Genomic DNA, 12,136 nt, shown 5'->3' with positions numbered 1-12,136 from the left:
GACCGCTAGAAGAGGGCGTCCTGCTGCAGGGGCCGGGCGGGAACCCCCGCGGTGCCCTCTGTAGCCGGGGCGGGGATGCTGCCGGCGGGGTACTGCGCTTCCTCGGCGCGGGGATCGTCCAGGTCCCGGTGGCTGAAGCCGGAGGAATGCGAGAAACCGTGGCGTGCCTTGAAGTACCGGACCTTGGCGGCCAGCCAGGTGCGGTACTCCTTGGAGGCGTAGGACCCCGTCCCGTACAGCCGCCGGTAGCGCCCCGCCAGTTCGGGGTGGTGGGCTGCGATCCACTTCATGAACCACTCCCTGGTCCCGGGCTTCAGGTACAGGGCACCCGCGGTGACTCCCGTTGCGCCCGCGGCCGCCAAGGAGCCGAAGAGAGCATCCAGGGCTTCGTCACTGTCGGAAAGCCACGGCAGGATGGGCATGGCCATCACCCCACACGGGAGCCCGGCTTCGCGCAGCCGGGACACCAGCCTCAGCCGCGCCCTGGGCCCGGGTGTGCCGGGCTCAATGGCTTCCGAAAGGGCCTCATCGGTCATGGCCAGCGAGATTCCCAGGCCTACCGGCACCTGCGTGGCGGCACTTTTCAACAGGGGGATGTCCCGCGCCAGCAACGTGCCCTTGGTGAGGATGGACAGGGGAGTGCCGGAGTCCGCCAGGGCGGAGATGATGCCCGGCATGAGGCGGTACCGTCCCTCGGCCCGCTGATAGGGGTCGGTGTTGGTGCCGAGCGCCACTTGCTGGCGCGTCCAGGACGCCCTGTTCACTTCCTTGCGCAGGACTTCCGCCGCGTTGACCTTAACCACCACCTGGTTGTCGAAGTCCATGCCGGCGTCGAAATCCAGATACGTGTGGGACTTCCTGGCAAAGCAGTACACGCAGGCGTGGCTGCAACCCCGGTAGGGGTTCACCGTCCATTCGAAAGGCATCCTGGACCCCGCCGGGACCCTGTTGAGCACCGATTTTGCGGTGACCTCATGGAACGTGATGCCGGCGAACTCGGGAGTGGTGACGGACCGGACCAGGCCGGCCAGCGGCAGCAATGCCGGAGCAGCCCCACTGGCAGTTTCGGGGGTCGGAACCAAAGCCTGTGCTTCCCATCTCATGGCCTCCATTCGAAGACATGTTCGAACGGAAGTCAAGGGCGGCGCGCTGCCTCAGGGCTTCTCCCAGCCAACGCCGGCTAGTGCAGCAGCTCCCACGTGACCGTCACGCCTGCCTCCACCCGGTTCCGGCCGGACTCAAGGGGCAGCCCCTCAACGGCGGAGGCCCGTTGCAGGCCGGCGGCCGGTACCGGGCCGGGAGCCGCCCGGAGGTCGGTCACGGACAAGACCCGGCCCAGTGTGGCCGAGGCGAGCGACGCGAACTGGGCGGCTGCGCGGAGTGCGTCCTGCCAGGCAGCCTCCCTGGCCTGTGCACGGGTGGCTGAGTCATCGGAGAGGACCAGCTGCAGGCTCTCCAGCCGGACGTCGTCACCGCCCGACCCAACGGCGGCGGAGATGGCCGCCGGTGCGTTGCCGACGTCCCGCAGCCTGACAGCAAGGCTGCCGACCGCAACGTAGCCCACGAGTTTCTGCCCTTCGCCGTCCCGCCACGCGAGGTCTGCCCGCACTGACAGGCCGCCCGTCCGCAGGTCGGCAGGGGCAACGCCGTGTCCCCGGAGGGCCGCGGCCACGGCGGCAAGGCCCTGGCCGGCCGCCGCATACGCGTCCGCCACTGACGGCGCGCGGCACTCCACCGCCACGGACACCGTCACCAGGTCAGGGACCGCCTCCGCCCACCCGCTCCCGGTGACGGTCACCGTGCCGGCATCTGTGGAGGCCCGCTCCGCGGCGTTCACAGGACCGCGCTCCCCGCAGGAACCGGGTAGCCGCCGGCGGCCAGGCCGGCCCTGCGTTCGAAAATATTCGCTGTTCCCGGATTTCCGCTCCGCAGCACGGACCAGCCGGCCGCGGCCAGGTATAAGGGAATGAACGGCAGGCCGAGGCACCAGGCGTACTGGCTGCAGTGCCGCTCCTCATGGCCCAGCAACGCAGGCCGGGACAACAGGTCGGCGGCCGGACCGCGGTACAGCACCACGTTCCCCACCGTGAAGGCGCGGGCGGCCGGAAGCCGCCAACGGTACCCGGCGGCCAAGACCATGCCACGCGGGCCGCGGCTTAGCCGGGTCCCCGCGGCGAGGGCGACGGCGAGGCCCGCGACAGTACTCCCGTTGAGGAGGTTCGCTGCCCGCCTGAGCCGCTGGGCCGTCGTCGGGACATCCTGGGTACCCGCGCGCTGCCGCAAAGTCATGAGGCCATGGTAGCCGGAGGGTTCAACTAGACTGGAGGGCAGTGGCCGCCGGTCCTGCCGGCGAGCCCTGACCTGGTCATTGAATGAACTGACGTTCAGCGCATTCATCCATGACCTGCCAGCGACGGACGCGCCAAGCGGGAAACCGCGTACGGCTGCCCCGCCCGCCGGCAGCCACGACTCGTAGCTAAGAACAGTAGATGACTGAAACTTTGCCGGGCGCCGCCATTCCGAACCCCACGGATGAGGCCGCCATCAACGCCGCTGTAGACCAGGCCATCACCGCCATCGACGGTGCGGCCACCCTTGACGAGCTGAAGGCGGTGCGGCTTGCCCACAGCGGCGAGAAATCCCCGCTGAGCCTTGCCAACCGTGAGATCGGCCGGTTGCCCAAGGACCAGAAGGCGCTCGCCGGAAAGCTGATGGGCGCCTCCCGCGGCCGGGTCAACAAGGCGCTCGCCGACCGCACGGCCGTCCTGGAAGCCGAGAACGATGCCCGCATCCTGGTTGAGGAAACCGTGGACGTCACCGCCGCGCCGCGCCGTCGCCGTGCCGGTGCCCGCCACCCGCTCTCCACCCTCCAGGACCGCGTGGCGGACATCTTCGTGGGCATGGGCTGGGAAATCGCCGAAGGCCCCGAGGTCGAATCGGAGTGGTTCAACTTCGATGCGCTGAACTTCAAGCCGGACCACCCGGCCCGCGAAATGCAGGACACCTTCTTCGTTGAGCCGCCCGAAGCCCACCTGCTGATGCGTACGCACACGTCCCCGGTGCAGGTCCGGTCCATGCTCGAGCGCGAAGTACCCATCTACGTGCTGTGCCCCGGCAAGGTGTTCCGCACCGACGAACTCGATGCCACCCACACCCCGGTGTTCCACCAGTTCGAGGGCCTTGCCATCGACAGGAACCTCAGCATGGCGGACCTGCGCGGCACCCTTGAGCACTTCGCCCGGCAGATGTTCGGCGATGAAGCCCAGATCCGGCTGCGCCCCAACTACTTCCCGTTCACGGAGCCGTCCGCCGAACTGGACATCTTCCATCCCGGGGCCAAGGGGGGCCCGGCGTGGATCGAGTGGGGCGGCTGCGGCATGGTCAATCCGAACGTCCTGCGCGCCGCCGGCATCGACCCGGACGTCTATTCAGGTTTTGCCTTCGGCATGGGCATTGAGCGCACCCTCATGTTCCGCAACGAGGTGGGGGACATGCGCGACATGATCGAAGGCGATGTACGGTTCAGCGAGCACTTCGGGATGGAGATCTAAGCGTGCGTATCCCACTTTCCTGGCTGCGTGAATTCGCGGCCGTACCGGCCGATGCAACGGCCGAAGACGTCATGGCCGAACTGGTCAAGGTCGGTTTCGAAGAGGAAGCGGTCCACCGCCCCACCGACGCCCTGCGCGGGCCCGTGGTGGTGGGCCAGGTCCTGAGCCTGGTCAAGGAACCGCAGACCAACGGCAAGACCATCAACTGGTGCCAGGTCCGCGTCGTGCCCGAAGGGCAGGAGCAGACCCTGACAGGAGACGGCATCGACCCCTCCGGCGTGCAGGGCATCATCTGCGGCGCCCACAACTTCGTGGAAGGCGACAAAGTGGTGGTCACCCTGCCCGGCGCCGTGCTGCCCGGCGACTTCCACATCTCCGCCCGCAAGACCTACGGCCACCTCTCCGCCGGCATGATCGCCTCCGTCCGCGAACTGGGCATCGGCGATGACCACGACGGCATCCTGGTGCTCTCCCGCATCGGGCTGGACCCGGAAATCGGCACCGACGCCATGGAGCTCCTGGGCCTCTACGACCAGGCTGCGGAAATCAACGTCACCCCGGACCGCGGCTACGCCTTCTCCATCCGCGGCGTGGCCCGCGAGTACGCGCACGCCACCGGCACCGCCTTCACGGATCCCGCCACGAAGGTCAACGCCCCGGCCGAGCTGTCCGGCGGATACGGCGTTAAGCTCAACGACGACGCCCCCATTTACGGCACGCCCGGCTGCGACCGCTTCGTGGCCCGCACGGTGCGCGGCGTGGATGCCACGCGGCCCACCCCGCAGTGGATGGTATCCCGGCTGCGGCTGGCCGGCATCCGCTCCATCTCGCTGCCGGTGGACATTTCAAACTACGTCATGCTTGAGCTGGGCCAGCCCACGCACTGCTACGACCTGGACAAGCTGTCCGGCGACATCGTGGTGCGGCGCGCGTCCGCAGGGGAGAAGATCACCACCCTGGACGGCAAGGAGCGCACCCTTGACGCGGAGGACCTCCTGATCACCGACGACTCCGGCGCCATCGGCATCGCGGGCGTCATGGGCGGCGCGGCCACCGAGGTGAGCGATTCGACGTCGAACATCCTCGTTGAGGCGGCACACTTCGACGACGTGTCCATCGGACGTTCCCGGCGCCGGCACAAGCTGCCGTCCGAGGCGTCCAAGCGCTTCGAACGCGGCGTTGACTGGCAGGTTGCGGGCATCGCCGCGCAGCGCGTGGTGGACCTCCTGGTGGAACTGACCGGGGGATCCGCTGATGAGGCGGGGACCGACGTCGGCACCGCCCCCGAAACCGTCACCATCGAGCTGCCGGCCGGCTTCGCCGCGGCCCGCATCGGGATCGACTTCACCGAAGCGCAGATTGTCACCTCGCTGGAGGACCTGGGTGCCGTCGTCGTAAAGCACGACGCCGGCTGGACCGTGACGCCGCCCAGCTGGCGCAGCGACCTGGAAACCAAGGAAGACCTCACAGAGGAAATCGCCCGGCTGGTGGGCTACGACAAGATCCCTGCCACGTTGCCCGTGGCCCCTCCCGGCCGCGGCCTCACCCGGGTCCAGCAGCAGCGCCGGCGCCTGATCCAGGCCCTGGCGGACGCCGGACTCACCGAGGTCCTGTCCTACCCGTTCGTGTCCAAGGCGGCCAACGACACCTTCGGCACGGCCGACGAAGCCACCCCCCGGAGCGCCGTCAAGCTCGCCAACCCGATCAGCGAGGAGCAGGGCTACCTGCGGACCTCGATCCTTCCGGGCCTGATCGAGGTGGCCAAGCGGAACCATTCCCGCGGCTTCCGCGACCTCGCCCTGTTCGAGTCCGGCCTGGTCTTCCTTCCCGGCGCCGCCATGGGTACCGCCGCCATCCCGCCACTGGGCGCCAAGCCCGCCGACGAGGTGCTCGACGCACTTTACGACGGCGTCCCGGACCAGCCGTTCCATGTGGCCGCCATCCTCACCGGCCACGATTCCCCGGCTGCTGCCGGCCACACTCCGCGGACGTGGGACTGGGCTGACGCGCTGGATGTTGCCCGCCTTGCGGGCGACGTCCTCGGCGTCGACCTTGTGGTCACGCAGGGCAGCCACCAGGCGTTCCATCCCGGCCGCACCGCCCGGCTCGCACTGCGGACGGGAGAGACCGTGGGGTACGCGGGCGAACTGCACCCCAAGCTGCTGGCGGCCTCGGACATGCCGGCCCGTTCGGTGGCACTTGAACTCAATGCCGACGCCCTCTTCGACGCCGCACCGGACGTGATCGTGGCCCGCCACATCTCGACCTTCCCTGTGGCCACCCAGGACGTGGCGCTCGTGGTCCCGGCCGATGTCCCGGCCGATGAGGTCCTGGCCGCCCTGCGTGAAGGTGCCGGCGAGCTGCTGGAGGACGTCGCCCTGTTCGACGTCTACGCCGGCAAGGGCATCGAGGACGGCAAGAAGTCGCTGGCCTTCGGGCTCCGGTTCCGGGCCGCCGACCGCACCTTGACCGCGGACGAAGCCTCGGCCGCGCGCGAAAGCGCCGTGGCCCTGGCCGCGGAACGCTTCGGAGCCGTGCAGCGCTAGGTCCTGTTCGCAGCCTCCGGAAGGGCGGGTCATGACGCACTGTGAAATGCGTGCAGTCCCGCCCTTCCTGCTGCCCGGCGACGCCGCCGCGGTGCGGAAGGACGCCGAACGCCTCCTGGGCGGCGTGGAACTGGCGCGGGCCAAGGCCATGGCGGCTGCCGCCGGGACGGCGTTCCTGGCCGGGCGTTTGGCCCAGCGGGACTTCGCCGCCAGCCTGCTGTCAGTGTCCGCCGCAGACCTCGCCACGGCCTACGGCTGCCCGCGCTGCGGCACGGGCCCGGACCTGGGCCACGGCAGGCCGGGGTACACCTATCGGGGTGCCCTCGTGCCCCTGGCCCTCAGCCTGTCCCGGGCCGGCGGCTGGACCCTGCTCACGGCCGTGCCGGATGCCGCACCCGGAACCCGCCTCGGGACGGACATCGAGGATCCGGCCCGCACCGGTTTCGACGGGTTCGACGGACTGGCGCTGACACCTGCCGAACGGCTTGCGCTCCGGGACGTCACGGCCGACCTCCTGCCGGCCGCCAGGGCAAGGTTGTGGGCCCGCAAAGAGGCCTGGCTGAAGATGACCGGCGAGGGACTCAGCAGGGCGCCGTCCTCCCTTGGCGTCCTGGAACGTCCCGGACTGAGCGACCTTGGCCCGGCAAAAACCGGGCTGCCCGCCCACCTTGCCGCCGCCGTCGCGCTTTCCTGCCCTGGTCAGGATGCCGGCAATGGCGGCAGCGGCTCCTCGTAGAGCCACGGGTGCAGCAGGGATTCTGCATCCACGGCTGTTGCCCGGCTGACGGCCATGATGAAGTCCTGTGTGGTCACCGAGCCATGCCGGTGGCTGGCGGTCCAGTCCTGCAGGACGGCAAAGAAGGCGAGGTCGCCCACGGCCATCCTGACGGCATGGACAGCCAGCGCGCCCCGCTTATAGACGCGGTCATCGAACATCCGCCCGGGTCCGGGGTCGCCCACCAGGATGTCTTGCTCCTCGGCGGCCAGCCGGCGCCAGGCAGCCCCGGCCCGGTCCGCCACGGCCATGACGCCGGCTTCTTCGGACCAGATCCATTCCGCGTAGCAGGCAAAGCCCTCGTGCAGCCAGATGTCCTGCCAGCTGGCCGCCGTCAGGGCATTGCCAAACCATTGATGGGAGAGCTCGTGGGCGATCAGGCGCTGGGACTCCCAGTCCAGGCCCAGGTGGTTGGGGCCAAGGATGGACATGGCCTGCGCCTCAAGCGGGATTTCCAGTTCGTCCTCGGTGACCACCACGACGTAACCGGGAAAAGGGTAGGGGCCAAAGCAGCTGCTGAAGGTGCGCATCATGGCCGGCTGGAGCGCCAGGCCGGCTCGTGCCCGGTCGGCCAGGGCGTGGGAGACGGCCACGGTCTGCGGAACGGGGGTGCCGTGCCGTCCGCTGTCCAGTTCCAGCAGAGCGTACCTGCCGATCTGCACGGTGGCCAGGTAGGCGGGCATGGGATCGGCTTGTTCATAGACCCAGGTTTCGCGGCTGGAACGGGCGGTGTGCGATTGCAGGACGCCGTTGCACACCACGCGGTAGTTCGCATCGGTGGTCACGGTGAACCGGTAGCTGGCTTTGTCCCCGAGGTGGTCGTTGCACGGGAACCAGGAGGGCGCCCCGTTGGGCTGCCCAGCCACCAGGACGCCGTCCGTGAGCTCCTCCCAGCCCACCTCACCCCAGAGGCCCCGACGTGGCCGCGGGTTGCCTTCGTAGCGCACCTCCAGCGTGAACGGCTGCCGGGCCTCGAGAGGGTTCTGCGCCGAAACCACGAGTTGCCCTGCCCGCTGGCTGAACCGAAGGGGCTTGCGGCCGTCCAGCAGAACTTTGGTGGCGCGCAGCCCGGCAAGGTCCAGCACAATGGCCGACGCCGGGACGCACGTGACGCCGTGCAGCACCGCCCTGCCGCTGAGCCGGTTGCTGGCCACCCGGTAGTCCAGGTCCAGTTCGTACCGCTCCACCCGGAAGGCGTTGGTCCCGGCGCCGGGCAGGTAAGGATCCGGGGCAGCGCCGCCGGCCTCGTTGACACTGCCGCGCGCGGATGATGCTGAAGAACTCATGGGGACCTTCGGTTGGCAGACGGCGATCCGGGGCCGCTCCAGGGACTGACGGGGTTGCCCATCCAGTACGTCGCGGCGGGAACTGCTTCGCCGCGCATCACCAGGGACGCCGGCCCCACTGTTCCGCCTGCGCCGACCCTGGCCTGGGGAAGGATGACCCCGTGCGGGCCCATGGTGGCCCCGTCCTCGAGCGTAACAGCGTCAATGCTCATCACCCGGTCATGGAACAGGTGCGTCTGCACCACGCAGCCCCGATTCACCGTGGAGTTGCGGCCAAGCGTCACCAGGTCGGCTTCGGGCAGCCAGTAGCTTTCACACCATGTGCCGCTGCCGATCTTCGCGCCGAGCGCACGCAGCCACCAGACCAGGGCCGGCGTGCCGGAAGCAGCCCGCGCAAACCATGGCGCGGACACCATCTCGATAAAGCTGTCCACTACTTCGTTGCGCCAGATGAACGAGCTCCAGAGCGGGTGCTCGCCGGGGCAGATCCGGCCCACCAGGATCCACTTGGCGACGACGGACGCGGCTGCGGCGACAAAGCCCGCCAGCAGCATGACCACGCCCGTGAGTACGGCTGCGGCGCCATAGCCCAGGGCTGCAGCGATCCAGTCGAAGGCCAGCATGGTGCCGGCAGCGATGGCCACCGTGAGCATGACCGGCATAAACCGGCCCAGCTCCCACAGGGTCCGGGCCACCTTCAGCTGCGCCGGGGGCTGGAAAGTGCGGGAACCGTCTGAGGCGATCGCGGTCCGCCGCAGCCGGACCGGCGGGCTTCCCAGCCAGGAGGTGCCCGCCTTGGCTTTTGCCGGCGTCGCGGACAGGACGGCCACCAGCGAGTTCTTGGGCACGTTCCGGCCGGCGGCGGTCATGCCGGAATTGCCGAGGAAGGACCGCTTGCCGATCTTGGCCGGCGCCACGCGCAACCAGCCGCCGTCGAGGTCGTAAGAGGCCACCATGGTGTCATCGGCCAGGAAGGCACCCTCTCCAACGGTGGTCATCTTCGGTATCAGCAACACGGTGGAGGCCTCGACGTTCTTCCCGACCTTGGCGCCCAGCAGGCGAAGCCACACCGGGGTGAACAGGCTGGCGTAGATCGGGAACAGCAGGTCCCTGGCCACGTCCAGCACCCGCTCGGTGGCCCAGATCTGCCAGCCCACCCGGCTGCGGATCCGGTAGTAGCCCTCCGCGATCCCGATGGACAGCAGGCGCGTGGCAGCCAGCACCAGGACGGCGTTCACGGCAAACCACACCAGCGACGCGGGGGCAAGGGCCGGCACCAGCCGGGGGAGTGCTTCGGTGAGAGAGGTACTGCCCCGGATGAAGGCGAACGCGACCCACAGCGCGGCAGCGGCGGACACGTAAGGGATGACGGAAAGGCAAGCCGACGCCAGCGCGAAGCCGGCGAACCAGGCGCGTGCGGCAAACCTGCCTTGGGCTGCGGCATCCGGCACGCTGTGTTTGGCCTTGCCCTGCCGGCGCGCCGGAGACCCGGCCGCCAGCTGGCCTGCCTTGACCTTCCCCAGCACCGCGGAACCGGCTTCCACCTGCGCCCCGGCTCCGATCGAGGCGCCGGGCATCAGCGTGCTGCGTGCGCCCACGCTGGCTCCGCGGCCAATCCGGATGGCTCCAATATGGACATCGTCGCCGTCGATCCACCAGCCGGAGAGGTCCACTTCCGGTTCCACGTTGGCTCCGCTGCCCAGCGTCAGCATCCCGGTAACAGGAGGCAGCGAATGCAGCTGGACGTCCCGGCCGATCTTTGCACCCAGCGCCCGGGCGTAATACGGGACCCATGGCGCACTGGCGAGGCTGACGGCGCCGGCGAGGTCCTGGATCTGTTCGGCGAGCCACAACCGCAAGTGGACGCGCCCGGACCGCGGATAGATGCCCGGTTCCACCCCGCGCAGCAGGAACCGGGCCGCGCCGATAGCCAACAGCATCCGCCCCGCCGGGCTGACGAACACCAGCCAGGACACCGCCACCCACCACCACGAGACCGTGGGAGCGGCAGTGAACCCGGCAAGCCCGGCCAACAGGTTGTTCAGGGCCATGACGTAGGTCAGCCACCGCATGCCCACCAGGATGTGCAGCGGCACACCCATCAGGGTCTGGAAAACCTGGGACTTCCTGGCAGTGGGCCGCACGGAGCGCTCCGGTGCCGGGGCCGCCGGGCCGCCGGGACGGGACTGGCGTGCCACTTCCACCAGCGCACCGATCCGCGGCGTCGCGTAGATATCGGCCACGGTGATGGTGGGGTAGCGGACCCGCAGGGCCGAGACCAGCTGGGCGGCCGAGAGTGAACCGCCACCGTACGCGAAGAAATCGGCGTCCAGCGAGCTGACCGGGCTCCCCAGCACGTTGCTCCACTGCTCCACGATCCAGGCGGCGTCATCCGGAATATTCAGGGGGGCGGCGTTAGCCTCCGCGGCGCCAGCCCCGGCCAGCGGCCATGGGAGCTCGTGCCGGTTTACCTTGCCGCTGGTCTTGGTCGGCAGGGAGTCCACCACGGTGAGCATGGGAACCAGGGCCGCAGGCAGGCTTGCCGTCAGCTGCTCCCGGGCAACCGAAAGGTCAAGGACCACCCCGGCCGCCGGCGCCAGGTAGCCCACCAGGACGTGGTTTCCGGCGGCCGTGGTTTGGACTGCCGCGGCGCCGCCGGCCACCCCGGGAAGGGACTGGAGCGCGGCATCGATCTCGCCCAACTCAATCCTGCGGCCGCCGAGCTTGACCTGTTCGTCGGCCCGGCCCTGGAAGACCAGGCCGGCCTGCTCGAAGCGCACCAGGTCACCCGACCGGTAGGCCCGGTCCCACCCCAGGGTGGGCATGGGCGCGTACTTCTCCGCGTCCTTGGCAGGATCGAGGTAGCGGGCCAGGCCAACGCCGCCGATGATGAGTTCGCCTACTTCGCCTTCGGCTACCGGTACCGCGTTCCCATCCACGATGGCCAGGTCCCAGCCGTCCAGCGGCAACCCGATCCGCACGGGACCGGGTGCACCCAGGGGCGCCGCGCAGGCCACCACCGTTGCTTCCGTTGGACCGTACGTGTTCCAGACTTCGCGGCCTTCAACGGCCAGGCGGCTGGCCAGCTCGGGCGGGCAGGCCTCGCCGCCGAATATGAGGAGCCGGACGTTCTCGAGCGATTCCGCCGGCCAGAGCGCAGCGAGGGTGGGCACGGTCGAAACGGCGGTGATGCCGTGGTTGATCAGCCAGGGGCCAAGGTCCATGCCGGTTCGGACCAGGGCGCGCGGTGCGGGCACCAGGCAGGCGCCGTGCCGCCAGGCGAGCCACATTTCCTCACAGGAAGCGTCGAAGGCGACCGACAGTCCGGCCAGGACCCGGTCCTGCGGACCGAGGGGTTCGTCCTGGAGGAAGATCCTTGCCTCCGCATCCACGAAGGCAGCGGCAGACCGGTGCCGGACCGCCACGCCCTTGGGTGTTCCGGTGGAGCCGGAGGTAAAGATGATCCAGGCGTCGTCGCCAGGTTCCGGGGGCCGTGCGCCTTTGAACGGGCCTTTCCGCCCCTGCCCGGCCGGCCCCGTCCCGATCGATGCGCCCGGCCTGATCGAACCGCCCTGCCCCAGGAAGGCTGCCACGTTGGCCTCGCCGAACACCAGCCGTGCGCGTTCCTCGGGATCGTCGGCATCCACGGGAACATAAGCGGCTCCCACCAGGAGGACGGCGAGGATGGAGACGTAGAGTTCGCTGGTGCCGGACGGGATCCGGATGCCAATCCTGTCCCCGGCGCCGAACCCGGCCTGGTGCAGGCGGCGGCCGGTGGCGCGGACAGCGTCCAGCAGCTGCGCGTAGCTCAGTGAGGTACGGCCGTCGTCCAGCGCCGAGGCGTCGGGAAAGCGGGCCGCGGTGTCCTGCAGGATATCGATCAGCGTCCGGGCCGCCGGTGCAGCCGCGGCCCCCGGCAGCTGGGGCCCGTACAGGGCGACGTTCCTGCCGGCCCCACCTGCCGGGGGCACGGCTGCC

8 protein-coding genes are annotated in these 12,136 nt (G+C 69.6%); 3 read left to right on the top strand and 5 right to left on the bottom strand.

All coding sequences use genetic code 11. The features are described 5' to 3' along the window. Positions 1 to 5: 5 nt before the first annotated feature. From DC347_RS06930 to DC347_RS06920, 3 genes are all read right to left on the bottom strand, one after another. Positions 6 to 1,103: an Rv2578c family radical SAM protein gene (locus DC347_RS06930; RefSeq protein WP_109044886.1), complete on the bottom strand. Its 1,098-nt coding sequence runs from the start codon at positions 1,101 to 1,103 to the stop codon at positions 6 to 8. 77 nt (positions 1,104 to 1,180) lie between these two features. Next, entirely contained in the window at positions 1,181 to 1,837 is a 657-nt protein-coding gene (locus DC347_RS06925; RefSeq protein WP_109044885.1) for an SIMPL domain-containing protein, read from the bottom strand. After that, positions 1,834 to 2,289, bottom strand: a complete 456-nt coding sequence (locus tag DC347_RS06920; protein ID WP_109044884.1) for a hypothetical protein — start codon at positions 2,287 to 2,289, stop codon at positions 1,834 to 1,836. The genes DC347_RS06925 and DC347_RS06920 overlap by 4 nt, the downstream gene beginning before the upstream one ends. A gap of 200 nt (positions 2,290 to 2,489) precedes the next feature. Between DC347_RS06920 and pheS the strand changes: the two genes are divergently transcribed. The 3 genes from pheS to DC347_RS06905 are packed head-to-tail and all read left to right on the top strand — an operon-like array spanning position 2,490 to position 6,833. Beyond that, a complete protein-coding gene (gene pheS / locus DC347_RS06915; protein WP_018763602.1) occupies positions 2,490 to 3,551 on the top strand; it encodes a phenylalanine--tRNA ligase subunit alpha in 1,062 nt (353 codons plus the stop codon). A 2-nt stretch (positions 3,552 to 3,553) separates the two neighbouring features. Next, positions 3,554 to 6,097 carry a phenylalanine--tRNA ligase subunit beta gene (gene pheT, locus DC347_RS06910; RefSeq protein ID WP_109044883.1) on the top strand — a complete coding sequence of 848 codons (2,544 nt, stop codon included), beginning with the start codon at positions 3,554 to 3,556 and terminating at the stop codon, positions 6,095 to 6,097. 31 nt (positions 6,098 to 6,128) lie between these two features. After that, a complete protein-coding gene (locus DC347_RS06905; RefSeq protein ID WP_240617716.1) occupies positions 6,129 to 6,833 on the top strand; it encodes a 4'-phosphopantetheinyl transferase superfamily protein in 705 nt (234 codons plus the stop codon). Here the strand turns inward: DC347_RS06905 and DC347_RS06900 are convergent. Further along, positions 6,797 to 8,158 (bottom strand): M1 family metallopeptidase, encoded by a 1,362-nt coding sequence (locus DC347_RS06900; RefSeq protein WP_206073894.1) that lies wholly within the window; start codon positions 8,156 to 8,158, stop codon positions 6,797 to 6,799. The genes DC347_RS06905 and DC347_RS06900 overlap by 37 nt on opposite strands. Next, positions 8,155 to 12,093 carry a Pls/PosA family non-ribosomal peptide synthetase gene (locus tag DC347_RS06895; RefSeq protein WP_109044961.1) on the bottom strand — a complete coding sequence of 1,313 codons (3,939 nt, stop codon included), beginning with the start codon at positions 12,091 to 12,093 and terminating at the stop codon, positions 8,155 to 8,157. The genes DC347_RS06900 and DC347_RS06895 overlap by 4 nt, the downstream gene beginning before the upstream one ends. Positions 12,094 to 12,136: the final 43 nt, after the last annotated feature.

This window comes from Pseudarthrobacter sp. AG30 (genome assembly GCF_003116525.1).
GTDB lineage: Bacteria > Actinomycetota > Actinomycetes > Actinomycetales > Micrococcaceae > Arthrobacter.
Note: the sequence above shows the minus strand (reverse complement) of the source record. Positions and strands in the feature narration are given on the sequence as shown.

Excerpts from the sequence above, each read along its gene's own strand:
- pheS (WP_018763602.1), top strand. The coding sequence starts at position 2,490 with ATGACTGAAACTTTGCCGGGCGCCGCCATTCCGAACCCCACGGATGAG.
- DC347_RS06905 (WP_240617716.1), top strand. The coding sequence starts at position 6,129 with ATGACGCACTGTGAAATGCGTGCAGTCCCGCCCTTCCTGCTGCCCGGC.
- DC347_RS06920 (WP_109044884.1), bottom strand. The coding sequence starts at position 2,289 with ATGACTTTGCGGCAGCGCGCGGGTACCCAGGATGTCCCGACGACGGCC.
- DC347_RS06900 (WP_206073894.1), bottom strand. The coding sequence starts at position 8,158 with ATGAGTTCTTCAGCATCATCCGCGCGCGGCAGTGTCAACGAGGCCGGC.
- DC347_RS06930 (WP_109044886.1), bottom strand. The coding sequence starts at position 1,103 with ATGAGATGGGAAGCACAGGCTTTGGTTCCGACCCCCGAAACTGCCAGT.